The sequence below is a fragment of the Mesorhizobium sp. L-2-11 genome (assembly GCF_016756595.1).
GTDB lineage: Bacteria > Pseudomonadota > Alphaproteobacteria > Rhizobiales > Rhizobiaceae > Mesorhizobium.
Map to the genome: position 1 here is coordinate 1,616,414 of NZ_AP023257.1, position 24,316 is coordinate 1,640,729.

Here is a 24,316-nt window from a genome sequence, read left to right on the forward strand (position 1 = left end):
TCGTCCGGCATCGGCTACGCGGCCTGATCGGCGATCATGCTGTTGTTATGCGCAGACAGTTGCTCGATGAGCTTCGCAGCCAGCGCGTCGGCATCGCCCGCCTGCGTATGTGCGTATTCTGCCCAATCAAATGCCGGCCTCGAATCGCCCGCAGTTGCCAACGCGGTCGATGCATCGTCGCGGACCTGTTCGATAGCGTCGTCAAGTTGACCCCGGGCGTTCGCGAGTTGTGGAAACACGATGTTATCGCCGTCAAGCGCCACCTGTGCACCACTCTCCTTAGCCGTGCCAGGGGTTCCTTCAGCCTCCTCATGTTCGGCCAAGGTCTGGTCGGACCGGAAGTTTGCGCCGTGTTTGCTGAAGAAGTTTGCAAGCCACTGGGAGCCAGAATCCGGCTGCCCAGAATCCGGCTGCCCAGAAACCGGCGGCGTTGTCGGGGCCGGTTCAGCTTGCGCGGTTGGCGTCGGGGCCGGTTCAGCTTGCGCCGTTGGTGTCGGGTCCTGCTGCGGCGCCGGATCGGAAGCGGCCGCCGGTTCATCCTGAACGGCAGCGACGGCTCCCTGCTTCGGGTCGACGAGATCGAGTTTGACGTTCTTGCTCCCGACAGAGACGGTGCGCGTCGAAGCTTCGATGCCCGCCCCCGAGAAGGTCACTGTGTAGGTGCCCGGCTTGAGCGCGAGGTCGTATCCGCCAGCGGCCATGGTCTTCGTCGTAAACGTCGTGCCCGTCGAACTCTTCGCTGTGATGGTGAGACCGGATAGGCCTTCACCGGGATCGTAGAACTTGTCCCCGTCCTTGTCGTCGATCGCCACACCGGTCAGGAACAGGTCTGATCCGGTCTTGGCGAAATTCTCCGTCACGAAACCGCTGGAGCGCCCCCGGTAATCGCCAACCTCGAATCCAAGCCCTACCTCGCGGAAGTTCGCGTTGAGGATGTTGGCACGATGACCCGAGGAGTTCATCAGGTTGTTGTGCAGAAGCTGAATCTCGTCATTATAGCCTGCCGGCGACCTGGTCGTAGCCCATGCGATGTTCTCCCCTGTCGCCCAGGAGCCCGCGAGGGTGTAGCCAGCCGCCTTCATACGCTGGGTGGGTGAGGATCCTCCCGACCCGGTGTGAGAAAAGGTGTCGGTTGCAAGCATCCATCTGCTGTGCCCCTCAGCCGCCTCGCTGAGGTCATTGTCAAAGGCCAGCGGCTGCACGCCGGCCTTAGCCCTCGCCGCGTTGATAAGTTCAAGTAGATATTGTTCATGTGCGCTATGTTGCGGCATTAGGTCGTCGCTCCACTGTTTCGTTTTTGGACGGTCCCGCCAGCTGTAGAATTTCCCCCATGCTGCTCGGTAAAAGCCGACTGTGGCTAACCTGCGGCAAGCACCTGTTAACCATGATTTTGTTAAAGAGAATTTGCGGAAACCCGATAACGTAAAATTTCATATTGTAATGCAACCACCTAGTTGTAGTACAGCCACCCTGCGCGTTCGCGCGACGCGCGCCACGAAAAGCTGATCAAGTCGGCTTCGCCTTGCAACCGGGACGCTTGGTTGTGGAGCGCTGGATCAGCCGCAACAGGCGGCCTATGGTAGACGCGCGCCAGTTGGCTAGACCAATGCGATTGCGGCGGATCCCGCCTTTTCCATCTCGTTGGCCGGCGCGCTTGTCCGGAGGGCGGAACTCTCGGCCGATTGAGCTCGCCCGCGGCCCTCGCTTCAGTCGACTTCGCGCAAGCGGTATCCGACGCCGGTTTCGGTGGTGATGTAACGCGGCTGGTCGGGCGTTCTCTCGATCTTTTGCCTGAGCTGCCGCACATAGACCCTGAGATACTGCACGTCGGTCGAATCGCCCCAGACCTGCTTCAAAAGGAACTGGTGGGTGAGAACCTTGCCGGCGTGCTGCACGAGGATGCGCAGGATGTCGTACTCCTTCGGCGAGAGCTTTATCTCCCTGTCCTCGATCATGACGATGCGCTTCACCAGATCGACCGTGAGATCGCCGGTGTGAAAGACCGGCTTCTCGCCTTGCTGCTGGAACTTGTGGCGGAGCGCCACGCGGATGCGCGCGACAAGCTCGTTCATGCCGAACGGCTTGGTGATATAGTCGTCGGCGCCGAGATCAAGTGCCGAGACGATGCCGGCCTCGTCGGTGCGGCTGGAAAGGATGACGACGGGAACATCCAGGCCGTCGTCCCGCCATTTGCGCAGCAATTCGTGGCCGCCCATACCGGGCAGGCCGAGATCGAGCAGGATCAGGTCCGGCCTTTCCGTCTCCATCAGTTCGATCGCCGTCCTGGCGTTCGGCGCCTCGCTGATCGCATAGCCCTGGCTGCCAAGGCCGACGCGGAGCAGCTTGCGGATCGGCGGTTCGTCATCGACGACCAATATCCTGACGTCCAGGTTCGTCATGGCAGGTTCGTCATGGCAGGTCATCCACGTCGGGGTCGCCCACATGTTGGTCTGCCGCTACCGGCATCTTGATGGTAAAAACCGCCCCCGGGCGGTCAGTCCTGTTGGCCGCGGAAATCGTCCCGCCCATCGCCTCGATGAAGCCACGGCAGATCGAGAGCCCGAGCCCGGTGCCGGCACGGACCTGATCGCCCTTGCGCACCCGGTGGAACGTGTCGAAAATGCGTTCCAGATCCGCTGGCGGAATGCCCGGCCCCTCGTCCATGATCTGCAGGATGACGGAACCATTGTCGGCCCAGCCCTGCAGGCGGATCGTCGAAGCTGGTGGGGCAAACTTAGCGGCATTGTCGAGGAGATTGAACAGCGCCTGCTCGAACAGGACGGGGTCGACCCTCAGCATCGGCAAATCCGTGGGAATGTCGATTTCGGTCTTGTGTTCGCCGATGATTTTTCTGGCTCGATGCAAGGCGGTGCCGACAATGTCGCCGACATAGTGGAACGCGTAGTTCGGCTCCATCGCACCGGATTCGATCTTGGTCATGTCAAGCAGATTGGCGATGAAGCGGTTCAGCCGTTCCGATTCGTCGAGCACGGTCGACAGCAGGTCCGCCCGGTCCGTTTCGGGAAGCGCCGGCGCAAATTCCCGCAATGTGCCGGCGGCGCCCATGATGGCGGCAAGCGGCGTTTTCAGGTCATGCGAAATCGAGGTCAGCAGCGCCGAGCGCAGGCGGTCCGCCTCGGCCTCGAGCTTGGCCCGGTCGGCGTCGGCAACAAGCTGTATGCGCTCGATGGCGACTGCCGCTTGATCCGCGAGCGCGTCGAGCAGGCGCTTCTGTTCGGGGGTCAGCAACGGGCCATGCTTATCGTTGTCGAGGCCGACGACGCCGACGGCGGTGCGACCGGTCCGCAACGGCAGATACAGGCGTCTTGCTCCGGGAAGCGTGTCGGCGCCGCGGCCGGCGGGGCGATCGTGCTCCCAGGCCCAACGGGCGGCCGCGATGTCGGCCTCGGCCAGCGTGTCGTCGGGCGGGTAACCGGCCTTGACGGTGATCGTGCCGTTTTCCGGCAGCAGCAGCACCACGCGCAACTTCAGCATCGAGGCTATCTGGAAGGCAGTCGCCCAGAGCACGTCGTCAAGCGTGCCAGCGCCGGCGAGCTTCTTCGAGAAAAGATAGATATCTTCCGTGGCGCGTGCCCGCGCACGGGCAGCGACCGCCTGTCGCTGCACCCGCACTGTCAGATTGCTGGCAATGACTGCAACAACCAGGAAGGCAGCCAGCGCCACGATGCTCTCCGGATCCTGGATCGTCAGCGTGTAGCGTGGTTCCAGGAAGAAATAGTTGAAGGCAGTGGCGCTGATGAGGCAGGCATACAAAGCCGGCCAGAGACCGCCGGTCACCGCCGACGTCAGAACCCCGATGAGAAAGATGATCGCCAGATTGCGGACGTCGAGAAACTGATGAAGAAGGAAAGCGAAGGCGAGCGAGCCAGCAACATAGGCCGTGGCCTTGAGATAGGGCCAGATCTCGAATTGCCACTGCTCGTCCGCCACCTTGACGGTCCGTGACGTCGTCTCGTCGTTGCGTTCGTTTCCCGAAATGACATGGACGCTGATGTCGCCGGCGTTGCGGATGAGATCATAAGTGAGCGAGCCCTCGATCAATTCCCGCCAGCGCGATCGGGTCGGCCTGCCGATCACGATATGGGTGAAGTTGTTGGCGGTCGCATGGCGAACGATGTCCTGTGCGACGTTCTGGCCTGGAATGGTCGTCACCTCGGCGCCGAGTTGCTCGGCAAGGCGCAGCAGCGTCGCGAGCCGATCCTTGTCCTCCTCGGACGTGGCGGCTGAACGAGGGGTATCGACATGAAGCGCCGTCCAGGGGGCGCGAAGCCGGTCGGCCAATCTCCGCGCGTAGCGGACGCGGGCCGCCCCGCCCGGACGCGCGTCGACGCAGACGAGAACCCTTTCCCCCGCCGCCCAGGGCCCGGGTATGGCGTGGGCCTGCATGTGGGTCAGCAACTGCTCGTCGACGCGCTGGGCGGTGCGGCGCAGCGCCAGTTCCCTGAGCGCCGTCAGATTGCCTGGCGAGAAATAGTTCTCGATGGCGCGCCGGGCGGTGCTGGGGATATAGACCTTGCCTTCCTCGAGACGCTTGATCAGGTCGTCGGGCGTGAGATCGATGATCTCGATGTCGTCGGCCTGGTCGATGATGGAGTCTGGAACCGTCTCGCGCACCCTGACGCGCGTGATCTGCGCCACGACATCGTTCAGGCTTTCGACATGCTGGATGTTGAGCGTGGTGTAGACGTCGATGCCGTGCGTCAGGATTTCCTGAACGTCGAGATAGCGCTTGGGATGGCGGCTGCCCGGCGCGTTGGTATGGGCAAGCTCGTCGACGAGGACCAGCGCCGGACGCCGGGCAAGGATAGCATCGAGGTCCATTTCCTCGAGGATGCGCCCCTTGTAGTCGACCCGACGACGGGGGATCACCTCATAGCCGTCGACCAGCACCTGGGTTTCCTTGCGGCCATGCGTCTCGACGACGCCGATCACCACGTCCACTCCGTCGGCCAATCTTGCACGGCCCGACATCAGCATGTCATAGGTCTTGCCGACACCGGGTGCTGCACCCAGAAAAATCCGCAGACGACCGCGCGCTTCCCGCTCCGCACGGTCAAGCAGGGCGTCGGGTGAGGGTCTGGTTTCGTTGCTTCTGTCGTCCGGCATCACAATCGATCATGAATGGCGCCGGGGATGGTGTCGATCCCCAGCCGACCACTCATTGCTTCCCACCATTCATTGCCTGGTGGCCTCGTCCAGCGCCAGGTTAAGCGCCAGCACATTGACCACAGGCTCTCCCATGAAGCCGAGCTCGCGGTCCTCCACATGGCTGTCGACAAGCGATTTGACCCTGGCTTCATCGACGCCCCTGGCCCTGGCCACCCTGGCGACCTGGAAATAGGCGGCCTCGGGGCTGATATGCGGATCGAGGCCGCTGCCTGAAGTCGTGACCAGATCGATCGGCACCTTCTGGTTCGGATTTTCGGCTTTCAGCCTGTCGGCATCGCTCTTGACGCGGTCGATCAGCTTGGCGTTGGTCGGCCCGAGATTCGAGCCGCTCGAAGCGGCGGCGTCGTAGCCGTCGCTCGCAGCCGACGGCCGGCCATGGAAATAGCGCTCGCTGGCAAAAGCCTGGCCGATCAGTTCGGAGCCGACGACCTTGCCGTCCCTCTCGATCAGGCTGCCATTGGCCTGGCGCGGGAACAAGGCCTGGGCGATGCCGGTCATGCCGATCGGATAGATCAGGCCGGTGAGGATGGTGAAGAAAACGATCATGGTGATCGCGGGTCTGATTTGCTTGAGCATGATCAATTCCTTAGGCGAGGCCCAACTTTTTTATGCGAGGCCCAGCGCGGTGATGGCCAAGTCGATCGCCTTGATGCCGACGAAGGGGACGATAATGCCGCCGAGGCCGTAGACTAGAAGGTTGCGGCTGAGCAGTGCGCCCGCGCCGATCGCGCGATATCTGACGCCTCTCAGCGACAGCGGGATCAGCGCGACGATGATCAGTGCGTTGAAGATGATGGCCGAGAGAATGGCGCTCTGCGGCGTTGCCAGATGCATGACGTTGAGCGCCTGCAGCGGACCTGATGTCTGCCCCGGCGCGATGTAGAAGACGGCGAATATGGCCGGGATGATGGCAAAATACTTGGCGACGTCGTTGGCGATGGAGAAGGTTGTCAGCGAGCCGCGCGTCATCAGCAGCGCCTTGCCGATTTCCACGATCTCGATCAGCTTGGTCGGATCGCTGTCGAGGTCGACCATATTGCCGGCTTCGCGTGCGGCGACCGTGCCGGTGTTCATGGCAACGCCGACATCGGCCTGCGCAAGGGCAGGCGCATCATTGGTGCCGTCGCCGCACATGGCGACGAGCTTGCCCTTGGCCTGTTCGTCGCGGATGAGCTTCAGCTTGTCCTCGGGCGTCGCCTGGGCAAGAAAATCGTCGACGCCGGCCTCCGCCGCGATCGCCGCCGCCGTCATCGGGTTGTCGCCGGTGATCATCACCGTGCGGATACCCATCTTGCGCAGTTCGGCGAAGCGTTCCCTGATGCCGCCCTTGACGATGTCCTTGAGATGGACGACGCCGAGCAGGCGTCCGTCGCGCTCGACCGCAAGCGGCGTGCCGCCGGACTTGGCGACGTCGTCGGCGATCGCCTGCAGGTCGCGGACGGTGTCGCTGCCGGGGCGCGTGCCATGCCTGGCGACGGTCGACTGATTGACGTGCGCGAGCACCGAATCGACCGCGCCCTTGCGAACCGAAGAGCCATCGAGGTCGACGCCGCTCATGCGGGTTTGCGCGGTGAAGGGCACGAAAGCGGCATGCAGTGTTGCCATGTCGCGGGCACGGATGGCGTATTTCTCTTTCGCCAGCACGACGATCGAGCGGCCTTCCGGCGTCTCATCGGCAAGCGAGGCCAACTGTGCCGCGTCGGCCAACTCCTGTTCGGTGACGCCCTTGACCGGGCGGAATGAAGTCGCCTGGCGATTGCCGAGCGTGATCGTGCCGGTCTTGTCGAGCAGCAGCGTGTCGACGTCACCGGCCGCCTCGACGGCGCGGCCCGACATCGCCAGCACGTTGAACCGCACCAGGCGATCCATGCCGGCGATGCCGATGGCCGAAAGCAGCGCGCCGATCGTCGTCGGGATCAAGGTGACGAACAGGGCGACGAGGACGGTCACCGAAATGGTGCCGCCCGAATAGGCGGCGAAACTCGGGATCGTTGCCGTCGCCAGCACGAAGATCAGCGTCATGCCGACGAGCAGGATGTTGAGCGCGATCTCGTTGGGCGTCTTCTGGCGCGCAGCGCCTTCGACCAGCGAGATCATGCGGTCGAGGAACGTATGGCCGGAGGCAGCGGTGATGCGCACGCGGATCCAGTCGGACAGAACCTGGGTGCCGCCGGTCACCGCCGAACGGTCGCCGCCGGATTCGCGGATCACCGGAGCCGATTCGCCGGTGATCGCCGCCTCGTTGACCGAAGCGACGCCTTCGATCACCTCGCCGTCCGACGGAATGATGTCGCCGGCCTCGACGAGCACGACGTCGCCGACCTTCAGGCTGGTGCCGGGCACCAGCTTGAACCTGGTGCGGTCGTCGCCGCTCAACAGCTTGGCCTGGGTCTCGGTGCGAGCCTTGCGCAGCGAATCGGCCTGCGCCTTGCCTCGGCCTTCGGCGACCGCTTCGGCGAAGTTGGCGAAAAGCACGGTGAACCACAGCCAGATGATGATCTGCAGCGAGAAGCCGAGATCGCCGCCGCCAGTGACGAGATCCTTGACGAACAGGACTGAGGTGAGCGCCGAGACGACGGCGACGACGAACATCACCGGATTGCGCATCAAGGTGCGCGGGTTCAGTTTCCTGAAGGCGCCGTCGATGGCGGGCAGCAGGATGCGGGCATCCATGATGACAGCGGATTTGGACTGGCTCATTTAGTGGCTCCAGTATCGATGTTGTTGACCGATCGATCGTAGGCCGAAAGAAGATGCGGCAGCCCGGAGGCCAGCAGCCAGATCACGATCATGACTGCGGCAATGCCGAAGAACGTCGGCATGGTCGGGAAAGGCGGCGGGGTTGCCCCTTTCTGATCGGCTCGACGCCGAATCTTGCGACATATGGTTTCGAACCAGGACATGATTTTGATCCAAGGTAGCGACAGTTCAGAATGTCTGCCCGTGGATGCCAGCCAGGTGCTCGACGATCGGGCCGACTGCCAGCGCCGGGAAGAAGGTGAGGCCGCCGACGATCAGAATGACGCCGACCAGCAACCCGACGAACAGCGGCCCGTCGGTCGGGAAGGTGCCGGCGGAGGCCGGCACCGTCTTCTTGGCGACCAGCGAACCGGCGATCGCCAGAGCCGGGATGATGACCAGGAAGCGGCCCATCAGCATGCCGATGCCGAGCGTGATGTTGTACCAGGGCGTGTTGCCGGTCAGGCCGCCAAAGGCCGAGCCGTTGTTGGCGGCAGCCGAGGTGTAGGCATAGAGAACCTCGGAGAAGCCGTGCGGGCCGGCATTGGCCATCGAAGCGACGCCGGTCGGCAGCACCACCGCGATGGCGGTGAAGATCAGCATCGCCAGCGGCAGGCAGAGAATGGCGAGCATCGCCATCTTGACTTCCTTGGCCTCGATCTTCTTGCCGAGATATTCGGGCGTGCGTCCGACCATCAGTCCGGCGATGAAGACGGCGATCACGATGTACATCAGGATGCCGTAGAGACCGGCGCCGACCCCGCCGACAATGACCTCGCCGAGCTGCATGTTGATGATCGGGATCATGCCGCCAAGCGCTGTGAAGCTGTCATGCATGGCGTTGACGGCGCCGCAGGACGCGGCGGTGGTGATCACCGCAAACAGCGCCGACAAGGCGATGCCGAAGCGGGTTTCCTTGCCTTCCATGTTGCCGCCGTCGATGCCCAGCGCATGCACCAGCGGATTGCCTGATGCTTCCGCCCAGTAGCAGACGGCGACGCCGGCGATGAACAGGATGCCCATCGCAGTCAAGATCGCCCAACCCTGGCGCTGGTCGCCGTTCATGCGACCGAAGACGTTGGTCAGCGCCGCACCGATGGCGAAGATCGAAACCATCTGGATCAGATTCGAGATCGCGTCGGGATTTTCGAAGGGATGCGCGGCATTGGCGTTGAAGAAGCCGCCGCCATTGGTGCCGAGCATCTTGATGGCGATCTGCGAGGCAACCGGTCCGACCGCGATCGTCTGCCGCGCGCCTTCCAGGGTTGTGGCTTCGAGATAGGCGCTGAGCGTCTGCGGTATGCCGAGATAGACATAGACCAGCGTCAGCACCATGCAGAGCGGCAACAGCAGGTAAAGGGTGCAGCGGGTCATATCGACCCAGAAATTGCCGATCGATTTGCCGGAAGCCTTGGTGAAGCCGCGGATCAGCGCGATTGCGATGGCGATGCCGGTCGCTGCGGACAGGAAGTTCTGCACGGTGAGGCCGGCCATCTGCACGAGATAGGACATCGTGCTTTCACCGCCGTAGTTCTGCCAGTTGGTGTTGGTCATGAAGCTGGCGGCGGTGTTGAAGGCGAGCCCGGGTTCGACGCCGCTCATGCCGGCCGGATTGTAAGGCAGGCTGCCTTGCAGCCGTTGCAGAGCGTAGAGCACCACGAAGCCGGCGAGGTTGAAGAACAGCAAGGCCGCCGCATAGGTGGTCCAGTGCTGCTGCTCACGCTCGCTGGTTCCCGAAATGCGATAAAGGCCCCGCTCGACAGGAGCCAGGATCGGCGAGAGCAATGTGCGGTCGCCGCTGAAAACGCGATACATGTAGCCGCCGAGCGGCTTCACCAGCAAAACGACGATCCCGCAATAGACGAGGATCTGCATCCATCCGCCAAAAGTCATTGAAATGGCCTTCCGTGCCTGCGCCAGTTGCCGTTTAGAAACGTTCTGGGCGAATGAGGGCGTATGTCAGGTAGGCAAGAAGGAACAGGGTCACAGCGCCACCGAGAACATAGTCGACAAGCATGTTGCGATCCCTCCGCCTAAAGACTGTCGCAGGCTTTGACGAAGCCGAAGAACAGGGCGAAAAACAAAAACCCTATCCCGAGAACGATGATGTCCATCGGATTTGTTCCTTATTCTCGTTTTGCACTGGCTTGCCTGCAGCCGGCAGCGTTGAAGTCATGTGAAGACACTCTGTCGCGACGGTAATGGCGAGCGAGTTCTTCCCGACGGGATATGGATCCAAACCCCATAAAGGTTCGAGACGTGGCGAAGAGGAAAGAAATAAAAATCCTATAAAGGATTTGCCGTCGCGGTTCTTAGCGCGGCGCTCAAAGACAAGTCGTGCACCGGCGCGAAGCCGCCGAAAATCAGCGATTGCGCGTATAGATCACGGCATAGTCGTCCGCATAGGCCCGCTTCCAGCCCAGTTCATCGAGGAACGGAATGCGGTTGTCGTCCGGCGTCAGCAAGGCCCAGTCGATCGCATGCTTGTCGAGCTGGGCTTCGAGGACAGGCTTTCCACCGCTGCGTCCGGTCTCGGCATCTGTCTTCATGAAGCCGTTGAGAAAGAGCTGATCTGTCCGACCGTCGATGAACGTCTTGATGCCATGGAAAATCAGGCTGCCGCCGAAATTGTATGAATTCAGCACATTGCCTGACAGATGATGGCTTTCGGCGAATGCGAGCGCGTCCCTGGCCGAAGTCTTCTGGCTCGGCGCGACCGGATAGGCGCTGGTGTGCATTGCGGTTGCCGCCAGCAGCAAAACCCCTGCCACGCCGCAGATCCGGTAAAATCGCTCTGCGAAAAACCGTTCCAGGCCGTCGCGTCTGCCGGACGCCCATTTTTCCAGGGAAAGTGCTGGATATTGCTGCGCAATCTCGGCCGCAAGCACGATCGGCACCAGCAGGAAGAACAGGTACATGAAGCGCATATGGGTGAGATAAATATGCAAGGCGAAGATGATGAACAGCGCCTTCGCCCAGCCAACACGAAGTCGCGACACAAGCAGCGCGAAAAAGAACACCAGGATACCGACTTCCTGGAACTGTTGATCCGAGGCGTCGAAGGGTTTCCACTCGACAATCAAGGGAACCGCTTCATTGCCATAGGCTACGGTGAAAGTGGCAAGGATGGCCTTGATGCCATAGGGATTGATCAGGCTGACCACCGGGCAAAGCAGTCCGAAGGATATCCATTTGCTAAGGAGTAGTGGGTTGGACAGGCGGATCCGCACAAGAACATCGAGGCCAGCGAAAGCCGCGATGACGAAGCCGACGGTAAAGGTCGCGTGGAGATTGGCCCACAGGACAAGCAGGGCCAGCAGCCATAGAGGCGGTGCTTGCTCATCGCGCGCTGCGCGGAAAAGCATTGCGGTCCAGATCACGATGATGGGGAAGGTGAAGATGTGCGGACGCGCGGTGAAGATCGGGGAGATCAAGGCCACCGCGAGCAAGGCCAGTCCCACTGCCGCCGTCGGTCTCAACCAGGTGCTGAGATACCATGACAGCAACACGCCCGTCAGGGCGATGGTTGAGATGATCAGCACCGCCACGCCGTTCCAGCCACTTGCCGTGTAGGCGAGCGCAAGGAGGACCTGTCCAAGCCACTCCTTGGCGATCCACGGCTGGCCGGCGAACGTGTGAGAATAGCTGTCGACAACCGGGAAGGTACGATTTGCCAGCAGGTCGAGCCCGACCTTGACCTGCCACCAACTGTCGGGGTCCTGCAGGACGGCCTGGGCGTGGGCGGAAAGCGCGAATGCCACGACAGGCGCGACGAGCAGGCAGAACATCACCCTGGCCCGCTGCGCGCTGTTAACCGACGACGCGGTCGCAACGGTCGCTACGGTCGCCTGAATCCCGTTCATATCATAGCTCCAGGCCGCTCTGCGGCAGATCGATTGGCGGTTTCAGCTTGTCGCTCATCCAAGGGCAGGGCGTCCGCTCAAACGGCATGCTTGACCGCATGCACAAAATATTGGGCTCCCATAGGCATCCTGGTCAGGAAGCGCTCCAAGGGCCGCAATCTTGCGAGCACGCGTGGGAAAAAGATCCGATAGACGACATCGGATTTGGAGAAGCCGGCGGCAGCCATTCGCTTGCGCAGATCGCGGCTGCTGATCAGGATTGCGTTCTCGTCGAAAGCACAGTTTCGCACCGCGTGCGTCGTCAGCGGATTCCAGGGATTGTGCTCGAACAAGAAGAAACTGCCACCGCCGGTCAGCACTCTCTTGATCTCCCTGATCAGGCCGACATGGAGGTCTTCGGGGATGTGATGGAACACGCAGGCGGCGAAGGCGAGATCGAAACTCGCGTCGGCATAGGGGATCGTTTCGCCGTCGAAGTGCCGGAAATCGGCCTGGCCGGGAAAGCGCTTGCGGGCGATGTCGAGCGACTGCGAGGAAGGGTCGAGCAAGGTGATTTCGCTGTCGGGAAATGCGGCGCGCATGGGCCGCAGCGAATTGCCGACGCCAGCGCCGAAGTCGAGTATCCGCCGCGGCTTGATATTGGAGCGAGCCAGCCGTGCTGCGACGTCATCGATCTTGTACTGCGCGAAAAAGTCAGGGGTTTCGCCGCTCAGCCTGATACTTGCGGCATGCTGCCGCTGATATTCCAGCGCGAACTGGTCAAATTCGGCCTGAAGCACGCGCGGCTCCCTTGGTCAGTTCCTCGGCCATTTCCTGAAGGCGATGGACCGGCAGTTTGCCGGCGGCAGGATCATGGGCAGCGATCTCGTTTATGAGGTAGAGCGGCCGCCGCTTGGTCTCCATATACATGCGCCCGAGATATTCCCCGAAAATCCCAAGCACCAGAAGCTGAACGCTGCCGAGGATCAGGACGATTGCGGCCAGGCTGGTCCAGCCTGGCAAGACGCTGCCGGCAATCCATGCGAACAGCGTGTAGCCCAGCGCAGCAAGACCGAGAAAGCCGAAGATCATGCCGAGATGCGAGGCGAACCGCAGCGGCACGATGGAGAAGCTGGTCATCGCATCCATCGCCAGAAGCACCATCTTCTTCAACGGGTAATGCGTGGTGCCGGCGAAGCGCTGGTGCCGCTCATAGGCAAAGGCCGCCTGCTTCAGGCCGATCCAGCTCACCATGCCGCGAATGAAGCGGTAACGCTCCGGCATCGCATTGAGATGATCGAGCGCGCGGCGGTTCATCAGGCGGAAGTCCCCGGAATCGAGCGCTATGTCGACGTCGACCATCTTGCGCAGCAGACGGTAGAACAATGCGGCGGTTGCGCGCTTGAACCAGCCTTCGCCCTGCCGCTTCAGCCGCTGGCCATAGACGACGTCGAACCCCTCATCCATCTTTGCCATCATGGCTTTGAGCAGTTCCGGCGGGTCCTGGAGGTCGGCATCGAGAATGAGAATGCGCTGGCCGCGGCAAAACTCCAGGCCGGCGCTGAGCGCAATCTGGTGGCCATAATTTCGGGCGAGGTCTATGCCGACGACGTGGCTGTCCTGTTTGGCAAGTTCGAAGATGGCCTCGCGGGTGCCGTCGGTGGCTCCGTCGATGACCAGCACGATCTCGTAGGAATGCCCGGCTTGCTCACGGCAAACGGCGGTGACGCGCCGGTAAAGTTCGGCGATCCCACCGATTTCATTGTAGCACGGCACGACAACCGACAGCGCGACGGCGCGTCGCGCAGCGATTTTCTCTGTATGCGCCAAAAGCCCAGCTCCCATGGTAAGAATGGGAATAGGCCGAATTTCTTAGAAAATTGATAAGCCGCTCAGCATAGCCCGCACACAACGCCAGCCAGGCGAAGCGTGCGAGTGGCTGGCGCGTGCGTAGCCGACGCGGGGCGTCGAGGGCGGGCGCTCCGGCAAATCGGCTGCTCAGCCTTCGGCCTTGAAGTTCCTCGCTTCCTTCTCGACCTTGGCGCTGTCCTTGCCGTGCTTGCGCATCAGATCCTTCGCCTGGTTGGGCGAAACGTCGGTGGTCTCGGCCAGGCGCAGGGCCTCCTTGTCGTCCGGTTCGCGTTTCTTCCGATCGGCCATTGCGGTTCGTTTGTCAGCCATCACGACGCCTTTATGCTCTCGGCGATTTCGTGCAGCACCTTGCGATCGGTGCCGTGGCGCTTAATCAAGGTGCGTGCCTGTTCGGGAGTAATGCCGGCTTCCTCGGCGAGATGCCTCACCTCATAGTCCTCGTCGCCGGCTACTTGTGAGCGATCGCGATTGTCGGTTTTGGTCTTGTCGTCTGGCATGGCAGTTCTCTCCTCGTGGACCTGGAGCATAACGGCGGAGATTTCGTGAGGTTCCTTGATGCATGTCGCCCAAAGCTGCGCAGCGGTTTTGGGACAACGACATGCCTAAAGAAAAGAACCAAAGCGCGTCGCTTCGAGCTCTTCAGACGTGACGCGCTTTAATGCTGGCCTTCGCGCACAAACACATGGGCTTCCTTGGCGGCGGCCGTGAATGCCCGCCGCGCACTGCCAACCGCACGCCGCTGCTCCATCGCATCCATCATGGCTTTCAAGGCGGCGCGATATTTCGGCCCGCGCTTTTCGTCTGGCCATCTGTCGACCAGCAGCGAGGCCGCCTGAACCGTCCTCGTCACAGAAAGCCGGCGCCCGGTCCGTTCGCTCTCGATCGTCACCGGGACGTCGAATTGTTCATCACGCATTGTCGCCACTCCTTGACTCCAACGGCAGCAACGGCGCAGCGGATTATCTGTTCCGATAGCGAATGGCGCGATCCATCCCGATCACAATTCATGGTTACCGAGTGGCTTACGTCGCCGGTCTCATTTTTGACAGTTGTGCAAGCCAATTGCGGGTGACGCGCTTTAGTGGCACCGATGATCGAACACGACCCCCATGGTCCTACTAATTGCCGTCATGACGATAAGCTCGACCAGACGGTCGTCGCTGTCCGCACAAGCCGGGCCTGCCCGGCGTATGGCATCTATTGCGGCTCTGGTCGATATGGTGTCGCCGGCGCGGAATTTTGAAAGCGCAGATGAAACAAGTTCATGGGCCGGCAAGTCGACGACAGGCGCTCTCGAAACGACGTTCATTGGCATCCTCCACCATGAAGCCTTTCCCACCAGAATGATACGCCGAATGGCGGTTTTCGCCAGCGAAATTGTGGTCCGACCAGAGGCCAATCGGACACCAATCGGGCTGGGACAGCCAGCTTTTTGCGGGACTCAGCGCGATGCTGCCGACTTCGATTTCTCTCGGCTCTTCGCAGCCGGCTTGAGCCTTATGCGCATCGCTCCACCCTCGGGATGATCGATCTCAAAGGCGTTGGTCTTGCGCACAAGATCGCTCAGCTTGCGAAAGCCGAAGGTCCTGGGATCGAAGTCCGATGCCAGATTGGCGAGCTGATTGCCGACAATCCCGAGCGGCACCCAGCCGTCCTCGGTTCCCATCTGTGAAATGACCTTGGCGATGACCGGCGTCGCGGCGCTGGGCGGCTGCAAGGATTTCGTCGCTGCCGCATCTTGCGCGTTGGCTGACGCAGTCGGAAGCAGGTTTTCGGTGTATACGAAGCGGCGGCATGCCTGCCGGAAACTCTCCGGCGTCTTCTGCTCGCCAAATCCGTAAACGTCGATGCCGTGCTCCCTGATGCGAGCGGCAAGGCGGGTGAAATCGCTGTCGGACGACACCAGGCAGAAGCCTTCGAACCGCCCGCTGTGGAGTAGGTCCATGGCGTCGATGACGAGCGTGATGTCGGATGCGTTCTTGCCGGTGGTGTAGGCGAATTGCTGCTGCGGGATGATCGCATGCTTCGACAGCACATCGGCCCATGCCTTTGAGCGGGTGCTGGAGAAGTCGCCGTAGATGCGACGAACGCTTGCCTCGCCGATCTTTGCGATTTCCTCGAACAAGCCGTCGGCAATCTTGGCCGAAGTATTGTCCGCATCGATCAGCACTGCAAGCCGTGGAGAACGTGGTTCGGTTGGCAAGGTGAGCCCCTGGTTTGCTTTGCAGCAGACTACATACGGTGCAGCGGCGCCGAAACCTTTTTATCGAGACGCGACGGATGTCGTCATCGCGATACGGACGTCATCTACTTCTCCCGATACAAGATCATGCCGGCGTGGTGCAGCACGCCGTCGATGAACGTTCCGTCAGCGGTAAAGCCGGTGTCGTCCCAGTAGTCGATGTGATTTCCCCGGATCTCATAGCGCCCCTGGTATGCGCTCTCACGGTTCCCGCGCGCTTCGTCATAGCGACCATTTGGAAGCAAGTTGTGGCGGATATAACCGTTCGCCGTGACCCACATCCCGACATAGGAGTGGCATGCCGAAGGTGGGGTAGCGGAATTTTGCGCGATATTCATCCGGGCGAGACCTTTCTGTGCGGATAAGCCGGCCACGCCGGCAACAAGCACGGCAGCGGCAAGTATGGAAATTTGTTTCATGGGACTACTTGCTGGCTGTCGGCCGGATGACGATCTCGTTTACGTCGACATCGTCCGGCTGTTCGATGGCAAAGCGCACGGCACGGCCGATCGCGTCGGGCTGCAGCGCAATGGCGCGATAGGTCTTCATCGCTTCCACCGCGACCGGATCGGTGATCGTGTCGGCGAGCTCGCTCTCGACCACGCCGGGATGGATGCAGGTGACGCGGATGTTGTCGTGCTCCTGCCGCAAGCCATCGGAGATGGCGCGGACCGCGTATTTGGTTGCGCAATAGACCGCTGCTGTCGGCGACACCGAAAGCGCGCCGACGGAGGCGATGTTGACGACATGTCCGGAGCCGCGGGCCGTCATCTCCGGCAGCACCGCGGCGATGCCGTAGAGCACACCCTTGATGTTGACGTCCACCATTCGGTCCCATTCATCGACCTTCATCGAGGCCATCAGCGACAACGGCATGACGCCGGCATTGTTGACGATCACGTCGACGCCTCCCCAGGCCTGGCGCGCCGCCTCGGCAAAGCCCGCGACATCGGCGCGGTCGGTCACGTCCAGGCGGCGCGTCATTGCCTCCCCGCCCTTTGCCCGGATCTCATCTGCGAGGGCGTTCAGCCATCGGTGCGGCGCGCACCCAGCATGAGCTTTGCTCCGGCGGCACCAAGCTCCATGCCGATGGCGGCGCCAATGCCGCTCGAAGCCCCGGTGATGAGCACGACTTTGTTGATGGACATTTTTTGTCTCCGACTGGTTGATCTTGCGAGCCGCCATGCAGCGGTTGCCAGGAAGATGGATCTGTTTCACTGTTGCGATAAGACGACCATTCGTTCACAGCGTCGAAAGCACAGCTAACCAATGCAGCCTGATCTCAATGCCCTTGCCGTCTTCGCCCTCGTCGCCGAGGAGCGGAGCTTTCGCGCGGCTGCGGACCGAATGGGCGTCACCCGCTCGGCGGTGAGCCAGACGATGAAGCGGCTGGAAGAGACGCTCGGTATAGCGCTCGTCCAGCGCACGACGCGAAGCGTCAGCCTGACCGAGGCTGGCGAACGCCTCTATGCCGAGATAGCGCCCGCCATTGCCGACATGCGCGCCGCAATGGAGAGCACCAGGGACCTGCGCGGGCGTCCGCGCGGGCAGTTGCGGCTCGCCGTCTCGTCGATCGCCGAGCGCTTTCTTTCAGGGCCGTTCCTGGCGACCTTTGCCGAAGCCAATCGCGAGGTTCAGATCGACATCACGGTGACCGACGAGGAATTCGATATCGTCGCCGAGGGATACGATGCCGGCGTCAGGCTCGGCGAGGTGATCGAGCAGGACATGATCGCGGTGGCTGTCGCCGGTGACGAACGGCAGCTGGCCGTCTGCGCGCCGGCCTATCGCGATCGGTTTGGCGAGCCTTCGCATCCGAAGGAACTCGCTGAACATCGCTGCATTGGCTGGCGCCGCGCCCCGAAGGTCGCGCCCTATCGTTGGGAATTCGCCGAGGACGGCAAGGAGTTCAGCGTCGCGGTGGCGCCCGAGATCACGACCAACGACATGGCGTTGATGATAAAGCTCGCCATTGCCGGCGCCGGCATCACTTTCGGCATGGAGGAAAGCTTTCGCCCGTGGATCGGTCGGGGCGAACTGGTGCCGGTTCTCGTCGACTATTGCCCGCGCTTTGCCGGCTTTTACCTGTATTATCCGAGCCGTCGCAACGTCGCGCCGAAGCTGCGCGCCCTTGTCGAACACCTGCGGCGTCCTGGCTAGCGTTTTCAACTCCTGGCACCCATCTTCCCCCTGAGACGGGAATCCAGATCAAACTCGCTGTGCGTACCGGCATCTCGATATTGCAATTATATTAGTGTGAGCGCATGTTTTGATCAGCCGGCGCAAGCCGGTTAGGCCCGGCGGCCAGCCGGTCACCCCCAACAGGCTGCCGGGCCGCCCGCAACGGCTTGGGAGGACATGACATGCCGAAAATCTCGGAAGGAGGACGAGATGAGACCGGTTAAGTCATTTGCATTTGCTGCTGTGCTGCTTCTTTCATCTGCATTGACTGCGGCCGCCCAGTCGGCTCGCGAGGACATCGAAGCGGCGCTGCCGAAATTCATGGACGCCTTCAACAGCGGAAACGCGGCGGCGGTGGGTCAATTGTATACCGAGGACGCTGCCTTGCTGCCGCCCGACGGCAAGCGCGTCGATGGCCGCAAGGGCGTGGAAGAATTCTGGCAGAGCGCGATCAAAGGCGGGATGAAGAATCTCACCCTGAAGGCGCTGGAAGTGGAAGAGAGCGCGAACCTCGCATACGAAGTTGGCGCATTTACGCTCGATGTGCCGAGCAAAGACGGCCCCCTCTCCACCCTTGCGGGCAAGTACATTGTCGTCTGGAAAAAGGGCGACGACGGGACATGGCGCCTGCATCGGGACATCTGGAATTTAGGTGCGGCCCAATAGGGATTGAAATCCAGGCCCCATTGACCGGCTTGGCGAAAGCTGCGGCGGGTTTTTTGCGTTGGAACAAAGGCTTAGAAAGTTCGGCTTCCGCGGCATTATTTCCTGTGCAGACATGCTGCGAGATCGGCTCGTCCCTCCGATCAGCCCGCGTCCTCTTCCCCTCCACGGGGCGCGGGCTTTCTTTGCCTATCGTACGGAATAGCCAACGACCAACCCGCGATCGGCGGCCCCAGGTCTGAGAGTTTGGTCATCATTGTGCCGGCAATGCCTTCGCGGCAGCGGTCAGGGTTGCCCGATCGGTGCCGTGCTTGCGGATCAGCTCGCGCACCTGCTCCGGCGTGATGTTGTTCTGCAGAGCGAAATAATTCACTTCATAATCATCGCTCGCCGATATCTTGTTGCGGTCGCGAAAGTCGCGTTTGCCTTTGTCGTCTGCCATATCGCACGTCCTTTAGGATTCTCTAATATTGGCTATGGCTAATATACGGAGATGACCTAGACTGGTTCCATGCGTAGGCGGGCAGATGCCGGCACCGGCCGGCTAGAGTTCATTCCCCCGATGGAGCCCAGGCTGGTGGCCATGCCGCCCGAGGGTGACGACTGGATTCACGAGATCAAGCTGGACGGCTACCGCGCCCAGATCATTGTCAACGGCCTCGAGGATATCCGCGTCTATGCCGAAACCGGTAAGGACTGGACGCGTAAATATCTGGGCATCGTCGAAGCTGCGGGTGAGCTTGAGGTCAAGAACGCCATCATCGACGGCGAGGCGGTCGTCACCGACAAGGCCGGCATGCCCGACTTCAACGCGCTCCAGAACGCCGTCGACAACAATCCCTACGGCATGTACCTGTGCGCATTCGACATTCTGCACCTCGACGGCGATGATCTGCGCGACATCGGCTGCAAGGCGCGCCGTGAAATTCTCAGCGGTATCATCAAGCCGCACAGCCGGATTCGGTTCAGCGAGGCCCTGCCTGGTGACGCGCAGTCGCTCTTCCACCTCGTCGAGGAGGTCGAGCTTGAGGGCATTGTCTCGAAGCGCGCCGACAGCAGATATCGCAGCGGCCTGACCTCGGACTGGCTGACGACCAAGAGCTTCACGGTCGATGAATTCGAACTGTTGGGCGTCGAGCGCCAGCCCGGCGAGGCAGCCTTCGCCCTTTTGGCGCAGCCCGGCACCGGGAAATATGTCGGTTCCGCCCTGATCAGCCTGGGCCGCGACATGAAGGAGCGGCTGTTGAAGCGGGTTCGGGAGCACGCCGGGCCGCCGCCAGAGGCAATGGAGAAGCGGCCGGGGACGCAATGGCTCAGGCCCGGGGTGAAGCTGCGCATCAAGCATCTTCGCGGCGACCACAGCCAGATACGCAATGCGTCACTGATGGGTTTCGCTGACGACCAGTAGCGTCCTCTGGGCATCGGCTTAGCCGCTCGACCGCCTGGGTGATCGCCAGGCAATGCACGCGGCACTACCGGGGCATGAAGATGCCGGCGACACAGTGGCAAACCGGAGATGGTCTGCCGCGTGATGCACTTGCATGGCAAGGAAGACCTGCCGCGTGGCTCGCTGCAATATTTAGTAGAAATACTAAGAAAGTGGGCCTTGCTTTGTTTTGCGCCGATGTCCTATCTGCTTCAACTACTTTTAGTCTGAGGGGCGGGTATGAAACAGAGTCAGGATGGCAATCGGCGATCATCCGCAGGCAGCGCGTTGGCGATCGGGCTTTTGATATCGAGCATATCTCTGGCAGGGTGCACTACAGTTTCCACTGGCGGTGCGGATGGATGGCTTATGAAGCGAAATGCTGACGCGGTTTCCGACGCAATGGCTAAGAAAGGCATGATGCCCGCAACGGTCGACTGCCGGTTCGATAGCACTGATTTGGACAAAGAGGCCTTTGGATTAAAATTTACGTGGAAACCTGCCCCATCAGACTTTTTCTGGCTATGGCACGTCGGCTATCCCGATTACGTTGCGACGAAGGAAGCTAGATCACGCGCACTCGGCCTTCATCGCGTGTTTTCGAAAAGGGTTCGTGATCCGGCAACGGGTCAAGTAGTGTCGATCTGGACGAGTTGATCCTCTCAGCGGCGTACGGATCTGTGCGGGGGGCGCTCAGCAATGGGAGTGCCCACCGCGATCTGCATTATGCGACGATTGAGCCGCTACGGACATGCCCGGCTGGGCGGCAACCAGGCCGCGAATCGGCCGCAATGCCCCGGTTCAACTAGCTGCTGAGGCTCATGATATCCCTGAGGTGCGTGAAGTATGAAGTATCCGTTGTCTCTGGGCATTGTGCTTTTTTCGATACCTTTATCGGCATCGGAGATCATCCTTGAGCAGGTCACATTGCGCCGCGGGATGGAAGGCGACACCAGGCAGTCGGGAGCCTTGGACGATCCGAAAACCTACAGCAAAAACAAGGTGTACCGTGAGGAAAAGGAACTCGCAGCGCAAGCTGGCATCAAGATAGACCAATTCCTGGATGATTACTATGCGAAAGGATTTCGGAAAGAATCTGGAGCCAACAAAGCAGTGCACTACCTGATATTCTACAATTCAATCTCGGCGCCGCAGTGCAAGATACTACCAAGAGAATAGAAAGATTTCGAGCAAAGCAGTCGAGTATCTTGTCGAAGTTTTTAAGCTGAACAGCTACGGGCACACCAAACGTGCCGACGGTCACGTTCAGCTTCATTTTCTGGGGGACGTCCAATCGAGAAAGACTGTCGTCGACATCGAGGTCGGTTGCGGCGAGGTGCGCGGCGTGACCGATGGATTGGCCTGGCCGTTCCAGCAGAAAATCCTGTTTAGAAAGTTGCAGGATTATTCCAACAAGCCTGGCCTCTACGACAAGATCAGCTTCGAGTTCTCCAGGTCCTACAGCTTTGCTTCGGAATTCGACCGGAATGGACACAAGATAACGCTGCCGAATTTTCTTAGGTAAGCTTCCTCGAACGACCTTGCTCGCTTCCCGGCTGAAGCATCTGATCTGAGCCGTGCCCGACTTTCCTTTCAGCCGCCGCCGAGACTCGAAGATTTTTTTACGGCGACAGTGCACCTTTTGTCTTCTTCTGTTCCCGCATTCCAGATCGTGCCCGCGGCCTCACGGTGGCGCGGCCTATCGATGGGTACACCGGAACCAGAGCTTGGCGATTCGGTTAACTGGATATGCCAAACAAAATCAAAGACCCGCCACCGAAGCCCGCCCCGAAGAAGACACCTGTCCGTCGTCCTGACAAGGAAGCGTCGCCGGAGCCTGAACATGTGGACCCGCCGCCACGAGACGTGCGCGAGGCTCCGGCACCAAATCCACACGGCGATAGGAAGTCCTGACCGCCGCGGTGGTGCCCGAACACGTGGGAGAGCATCACATCGAGCCCTTGAGACTGGTTCGAGGTGCAGCCGCCCGATATCTATCTACGCGGCGCGTCGTTGAGCGAGGTGGAAACCCGAACGGGCTCGACGGGGCTCGACGACGGTCACGATGCTGTGGTGGTGATCGCAGTACACACGGTCAGGCGAAGTTGGCCCAGCACAAAAGCGGTGACCGCCGGGTACTGACCGATCTTCGCGAACCGGGAAGCGGCATTGATAGGGGCCTAGCTTCATGAGGGGGACGTCACTCGTAGTTAGTCTGGCATTTTCAGGCATGATGTCTTTCTGGTTCCTAAAGGTTGGCCGTCGCCATGATCCAATAGTCTGATTTCCACTGTGGAGGGCAGCGACTGCGTCGGGCGAATTTATCTCGCTTGGCTGGCTATGGAACACCATGTGGTGTCGGGAACTGCTTCAAGCAATTGCTTGCGGCTAGAAGCCACACCGCTGCTGATGGGGGCGCGAAGCAGGCATGTGCCGGTTGACCCGCCGGGGCAGGCGGAAGCGTCATTCCGGCTGGTTCGAGAATGCGGCAGGCTGTCGCGGATCGGCCCCGCGCAAAGCGCCAACCGAAGGGGCAACGAAAGGTGCAAGTAAATTCGACGATGATTGATATTTCTAAGCTAAAACAACCTTTTAGCAAGGGAGTCTGGCGGAGAGAGCGGGATTCGAACCCGCGTTACGGTTTCCCGTAAACACACTTTCCAGGCGTGCGCCTTCAACCACTCGGCCACCTCTCCGTCATTTCGCCGCGGCCGGTTTCGCCGCGCGGGTTGGGGAGATGCCGTCTCCCTCGGGAAAATTCCGGTCCGGAACTCCGCACCGCAGGCGCCGTCAACCAGCGGACACCTTTTCTCCGCACCTGAGCCGTCAAAGCAACAGGCGCGGGGCTCATCTAGTCGATCCGGTGCCGAATGCCAAGACGCTCTATTCGCTTTGTCGGACAGGGATGCTCTGTCCATGCCACCAGCGCTGCTTGGCAAGCCGATCGCCGCGATCGGCGTCGTCTTGGCCGACCGACGCCTCAGCGGCGAAAACCGGCGGCGCAGGTTCAACTTCGCGTGTCGCGATTGCGGATATAGCGCGCAGATCCTATTTATCAGGCCGATACAGATTTCTGATTCCGGGGAGGAAAGGTCTGCATGTTCCGCTTTCTTTTCCGTCTTGCCGCAATGGTTGCGCTTGCGGTTTCGGTGATCATGGCGGTGATCGACGCGACCCGCTCGGTGGCCGCCTCCGTGCTGGTCATGACCCCGCTCAACACAAGCTGGCTCGCCGTCTCGCCGGATACGCGAAGCGCCTTCGAAAGCTTCGTCCGCGAAAAGCTTGGTCCGCTGCTGTGGGACGGCGCCATCGCCTGGGTGCTCAACCAGCCCGGTTTCGCCGTGTTCGCGGTGGTTGCCTTCATTCTCTACTTGATCGGCTACAGGCGGGAGCGGCCGACCAGGCGGTTCGCCTAGACTTGATGATTTGTTGTCGTTTGGTGTTCCCAAACAAAGACAAGCTCCAAACAAAAAGAAAAGGAGACTGCACATGTTTCTCAGCGACATGCTGAACAAGAAGCTCAACCTGCCGAAGCCTGCCGAGGCGCTGCCGGGTCGCGCCAGCCCTATCCCGACGGCATCCAATCACTTTGTCTCGAAGCGGCCGCTGAAGGGGCCCTATCCCGAGGGCCTGGAGAAGGCGATGTTCGGGCTGGGCTGTTTTTGGGGCGCGGAACGCCTGTTCTGGCAGGTCGAGGGCGTGTGGGTCACGGCCGTCGGCTATGCCGGTGGCGTCACCCCCAATCCGACCTACCAGGAAACCTGCACCGGTTTGACCGGCCATGCCGAAGTCGTGCTGGTCGTCTACGACCCGAAGATCGTGTCCTATGCACAGCTTCTGAAGCTGTTCTGGGAAAGCCACGACCCGACACAGGGCATGCGCCAGGGCAACGACGTCGGCACCACCTACCGCTCGACGATCTACACCTTCGGTGATGCGCAATATCAGGCGGCGATCGCCTCGCGCGACGCCTACGAGGCCTCGTTGCGCGGCGCCGGGCGCGGCAAGATCACCACCGAGATCGCGCCGGCGCCGGAATTCTACTTCGCCGAGGAAGACCACCAGCAATATCTGGCGAAGAATCCCTACGGCTATTGCAATCTGCAGGGCACCGGCGTCGCCTGCGCCATCCCGGCGGCCGCCTCCGTTTGAGGCCTTTGG

General features: G+C 61.1%; 24 protein-coding genes, 1 tRNA gene and 1 pseudogene. 7 read left to right on the forward strand and 19 right to left on the reverse strand.

What is annotated here, in order from left to right:
- Window positions 1–14 precede the first annotated feature (14 nt).
- The 17 genes and pseudogenes from JG739_RS07810 to JG739_RS07890 all read right to left on the reverse strand — a co-directional run bounded on the left by JG739_RS07810 (window position 15) and on the right by JG739_RS07890 (window position 17,033).
- Window positions 15–1,271 carry a CAP domain-containing protein gene (locus JG739_RS07810; protein WP_202365970.1) on the reverse strand — a complete coding sequence of 419 codons (1,257 nt, stop codon included), beginning with the start codon at window positions 1,269–1,271 and terminating at the stop codon, window positions 15–17.
- Between the two features lie 435 nt (window positions 1,272–1,706).
- Window positions 1,707–2,399, reverse strand: coding sequence for a response regulator transcription factor (locus tag JG739_RS07815; RefSeq protein WP_202365971.1), 693 nt, complete (start codon window positions 2,397–2,399; stop codon window positions 1,707–1,709).
- Window positions 2,400–2,409: 10 nt separating this feature from the next.
- A complete protein-coding gene (locus tag JG739_RS07820) occupies window positions 2,410–5,127 on the reverse strand; it encodes a sensor histidine kinase (RefSeq protein ID WP_202365972.1) in 2,718 nt (905 codons plus the stop codon).
- Between the two features lie 69 nt (window positions 5,128–5,196).
- Complete coding sequence (gene kdpC / locus JG739_RS07825) at window positions 5,197–5,766, reverse strand: potassium-transporting ATPase subunit KdpC (protein ID WP_202365973.1); 570 nt, start codon at window positions 5,764–5,766, stop codon at window positions 5,197–5,199.
- Window positions 5,767–5,796: 30 nt separating this feature from the next.
- Window positions 5,797–7,890 (reverse strand): potassium-transporting ATPase subunit KdpB, encoded by a 2,094-nt coding sequence (gene kdpB, locus JG739_RS07830; protein WP_202365974.1) that lies wholly within the window; start codon window positions 7,888–7,890, stop codon window positions 5,797–5,799.
- Window positions 7,887–8,093: a hypothetical protein gene (locus tag JG739_RS07835; RefSeq protein ID WP_202365975.1), complete on the reverse strand. Its 207-nt coding sequence runs from the start codon at window positions 8,091–8,093 to the stop codon at window positions 7,887–7,889. The genes kdpB and JG739_RS07835 overlap by 4 nt, the downstream gene beginning before the upstream one ends.
- A gap of 25 nt (window positions 8,094–8,118) precedes the next feature.
- A complete protein-coding gene (gene kdpA / locus JG739_RS07840) occupies window positions 8,119–9,822 on the reverse strand; it encodes a potassium-transporting ATPase subunit KdpA (RefSeq protein WP_202365976.1) in 1,704 nt (567 codons plus the stop codon).
- A gap of 34 nt (window positions 9,823–9,856) precedes the next feature.
- A complete protein-coding gene (locus JG739_RS07845) occupies window positions 9,857–9,946 on the reverse strand; it encodes a K(+)-transporting ATPase subunit F (protein ID WP_202365977.1) in 90 nt (29 codons plus the stop codon).
- Between the two features lie 346 nt (window positions 9,947–10,292).
- Entirely contained in the window at window positions 10,293–11,792 is a 1,500-nt protein-coding gene (locus JG739_RS07850) for a hypothetical protein (protein ID WP_202365978.1), read from the reverse strand.
- Window positions 11,793–11,869: 77 nt separating this feature from the next.
- Complete coding sequence (locus tag JG739_RS07855; RefSeq protein ID WP_202365979.1) at window positions 11,870–12,571, reverse strand: class I SAM-dependent methyltransferase; 702 nt, start codon at window positions 12,569–12,571, stop codon at window positions 11,870–11,872.
- Entirely contained in the window at window positions 12,552–13,601 is a 1,050-nt protein-coding gene (locus JG739_RS07860) for a glycosyltransferase family 2 protein (RefSeq protein WP_244749737.1), read from the reverse strand. Before JG739_RS07860 ends, JG739_RS07855 begins: the two co-directional genes overlap by 20 nt.
- A gap of 168 nt (window positions 13,602–13,769) precedes the next feature.
- Window positions 13,770–13,952, reverse strand: coding sequence for a hypothetical protein (locus JG739_RS07865; RefSeq protein WP_202367734.1), 183 nt, complete (start codon window positions 13,950–13,952; stop codon window positions 13,770–13,772).
- The gene (locus JG739_RS07870) at window positions 13,952–14,140 is read right to left on the reverse strand and encodes a DUF3606 domain-containing protein (protein ID WP_202365981.1); all 189 of its coding nucleotides are present in this window, start codon (window positions 14,138–14,140) and stop codon (window positions 13,952–13,954) included. The genes JG739_RS07865 and JG739_RS07870 overlap by 1 nt, the downstream gene beginning before the upstream one ends.
- 158 nt (window positions 14,141–14,298) lie before the next feature.
- Complete coding sequence (locus tag JG739_RS07875) at window positions 14,299–14,559, reverse strand: DUF982 domain-containing protein (RefSeq protein WP_202365982.1); 261 nt, start codon at window positions 14,557–14,559, stop codon at window positions 14,299–14,301.
- A 525-nt stretch (window positions 14,560–15,084) separates the two neighbouring features.
- Window positions 15,085–15,846 (reverse strand): NYN domain-containing protein, encoded by a 762-nt coding sequence (locus JG739_RS07880; protein ID WP_202365983.1) that lies wholly within the window; start codon window positions 15,844–15,846, stop codon window positions 15,085–15,087.
- A gap of 104 nt (window positions 15,847–15,950) precedes the next feature.
- Window positions 15,951–16,223, reverse strand: a complete 273-nt coding sequence (locus JG739_RS07885; RefSeq protein WP_244749929.1) for an Atu4866 domain-containing protein — start codon at window positions 16,221–16,223, stop codon at window positions 15,951–15,953.
- Window positions 16,224–16,308: 85 nt separating this feature from the next.
- Window positions 16,309–17,033: pseudogene (locus JG739_RS07890) on the reverse strand (SDR family oxidoreductase).
- Window positions 17,034–17,154: 121 nt separating this feature from the next.
- Between JG739_RS07890 and JG739_RS07895 the strand changes: the two are divergent.
- Together JG739_RS07895 and JG739_RS07900 are read left to right on the forward strand one after the other, a co-directional pair.
- Window positions 17,155–18,045, forward strand: a complete 891-nt coding sequence (locus JG739_RS07895; protein ID WP_202365985.1) for a LysR family transcriptional regulator — start codon at window positions 17,155–17,157, stop codon at window positions 18,043–18,045.
- A 231-nt stretch (window positions 18,046–18,276) separates the two neighbouring features.
- Complete coding sequence (locus JG739_RS07900) at window positions 18,277–18,732, forward strand: YybH family protein (protein ID WP_202365986.1); 456 nt, start codon at window positions 18,277–18,279, stop codon at window positions 18,730–18,732.
- A gap of 250 nt (window positions 18,733–18,982) precedes the next feature.
- Here JG739_RS07900 and JG739_RS07905 read toward each other — a convergent pair whose 3' ends face one another.
- Entirely contained in the window at window positions 18,983–19,171 is a 189-nt protein-coding gene (locus JG739_RS07905) for a DUF3606 domain-containing protein (RefSeq protein WP_202365987.1), read from the reverse strand.
- A gap of 69 nt (window positions 19,172–19,240) precedes the next feature.
- On the opposite strand from JG739_RS07905, the gene JG739_RS07910 reads away from it, so the two are divergent.
- The 3 genes from JG739_RS07910 to JG739_RS07920 all read left to right on the forward strand — a co-directional run bounded on the left by JG739_RS07910 (window position 19,241) and on the right by JG739_RS07920 (window position 21,680).
- Window positions 19,241–20,137 (forward strand): ATP-dependent DNA ligase, encoded by an 897-nt coding sequence (locus JG739_RS07910; protein ID WP_202365988.1) that lies wholly within the window; start codon window positions 19,241–19,243, stop codon window positions 20,135–20,137.
- 864 nt (window positions 20,138–21,001) lie between these two features.
- On the forward strand, window positions 21,002–21,334 hold the full coding sequence (locus JG739_RS07915) for a hypothetical protein (protein WP_202365989.1): 333 nt from the start codon (window positions 21,002–21,004) through the stop codon (window positions 21,332–21,334).
- A gap of 166 nt (window positions 21,335–21,500) precedes the next feature.
- Window positions 21,501–21,680 carry a hypothetical protein gene (locus tag JG739_RS07920; protein ID WP_202365990.1) on the forward strand — a complete coding sequence of 60 codons (180 nt, stop codon included), beginning with the start codon at window positions 21,501–21,503 and terminating at the stop codon, window positions 21,678–21,680.
- A 1,081-nt stretch (window positions 21,681–22,761) separates the two neighbouring features.
- Here JG739_RS07920 and JG739_RS07925 read toward each other — a convergent pair.
- Window positions 22,762–22,851 (reverse strand) — tRNA-Ser (locus tag JG739_RS07925).
- Between the two features lie 402 nt (window positions 22,852–23,253).
- Between JG739_RS07925 and JG739_RS07930 the strand changes: the two genes are divergently transcribed.
- Together JG739_RS07930 and msrA are read left to right on the forward strand one after the other, a co-directional pair.
- Complete coding sequence (locus tag JG739_RS07930; RefSeq protein ID WP_202365991.1) at window positions 23,254–23,571, forward strand: hypothetical protein; 318 nt, start codon at window positions 23,254–23,256, stop codon at window positions 23,569–23,571.
- Window positions 23,572–23,644: 73 nt separating this feature from the next.
- The gene (msrA, locus tag JG739_RS07935) at window positions 23,645–24,307 is read left to right on the forward strand and encodes a peptide-methionine (S)-S-oxide reductase MsrA (protein WP_202365992.1); all 663 of its coding nucleotides are present in this window, start codon (window positions 23,645–23,647) and stop codon (window positions 24,305–24,307) included.
- Window positions 24,308–24,316 lie beyond the last annotated feature (9 nt).

Bases quoted from the DNA above. Each gene is read 5' to 3' on its own strand.
- kdpA (WP_202365976.1), bottom strand. From the start codon at position 9,822: ATGACTTTTGGCGGATGGATGCAGATCCTCGTCTATTGCGGGATCGTC.
- JG739_RS07850 (WP_202365978.1), bottom strand. From the start codon at position 11,792: ATGAACGGGATTCAGGCGACCGTAGCGACCGTTGCGACCGCGTCGTCG.
- JG739_RS07910 (WP_202365988.1), top strand. From the start codon at position 19,241: ATGCGTAGGCGGGCAGATGCCGGCACCGGCCGGCTAGAGTTCATTCCC.
- JG739_RS07865 (WP_202367734.1), bottom strand. From the start codon at position 13,952: ATGGCTGACAAACGAACCGCAATGGCCGATCGGAAGAAACGCGAACCG.
- JG739_RS07835 (WP_202365975.1), bottom strand. From the start codon at position 8,093: ATGTCCTGGTTCGAAACCATATGTCGCAAGATTCGGCGTCGAGCCGAT.
- JG739_RS07895 (WP_202365985.1), top strand. From the start codon at position 17,155: ATGCAGCCTGATCTCAATGCCCTTGCCGTCTTCGCCCTCGTCGCCGAG.
- JG739_RS07930 (WP_202365991.1), top strand. From the start codon at position 23,254: ATGTTCCGCTTTCTTTTCCGTCTTGCCGCAATGGTTGCGCTTGCGGTT.
- kdpC (WP_202365973.1), bottom strand. From the start codon at position 5,766: ATGCTCAAGCAAATCAGACCCGCGATCACCATGATCGTTTTCTTCACC.
- kdpB (WP_202365974.1), bottom strand. From the start codon at position 7,890: ATGAGCCAGTCCAAATCCGCTGTCATCATGGATGCCCGCATCCTGCTG.
- JG739_RS07885 (WP_244749929.1), bottom strand. From the start codon at position 16,223: ATGAATATCGCGCAAAATTCCGCTACCCCACCTTCGGCATGCCACTCC.
- JG739_RS07870 (WP_202365981.1), bottom strand. From the start codon at position 14,140: ATGCCAGACGACAAGACCAAAACCGACAATCGCGATCGCTCACAAGTA.
- JG739_RS07875 (WP_202365982.1), bottom strand. From the start codon at position 14,559: ATGCGTGATGAACAATTCGACGTCCCGGTGACGATCGAGAGCGAACGG.
- JG739_RS07845 (WP_202365977.1), bottom strand. From the start codon at position 9,946: ATGCTTGTCGACTATGTTCTCGGTGGCGCTGTGACCCTGTTCCTTCTT.
- JG739_RS07810 (WP_202365970.1), bottom strand. From the start codon at position 1,271: ATGCCGCAACATAGCGCACATGAACAATATCTACTTGAACTTATCAAC.
- JG739_RS07900 (WP_202365986.1), top strand. From the start codon at position 18,277: ATGAGACCGGTTAAGTCATTTGCATTTGCTGCTGTGCTGCTTCTTTCA.
- JG739_RS07915 (WP_202365989.1), top strand. From the start codon at position 21,002: ATGAAGTATCCGTTGTCTCTGGGCATTGTGCTTTTTTCGATACCTTTA.
- msrA (WP_202365992.1), top strand. From the start codon at position 23,645: ATGTTTCTCAGCGACATGCTGAACAAGAAGCTCAACCTGCCGAAGCCT.
- JG739_RS07815 (WP_202365971.1), bottom strand. From the start codon at position 2,399: ATGACGAACCTGGACGTCAGGATATTGGTCGTCGATGACGAACCGCCG.
- JG739_RS07820 (WP_202365972.1), bottom strand. From the start codon at position 5,127: ATGCCGGACGACAGAAGCAACGAAACCAGACCCTCACCCGACGCCCTG.
- JG739_RS07905 (WP_202365987.1), bottom strand. From the start codon at position 19,171: ATGGCAGACGACAAAGGCAAACGCGACTTTCGCGACCGCAACAAGATA.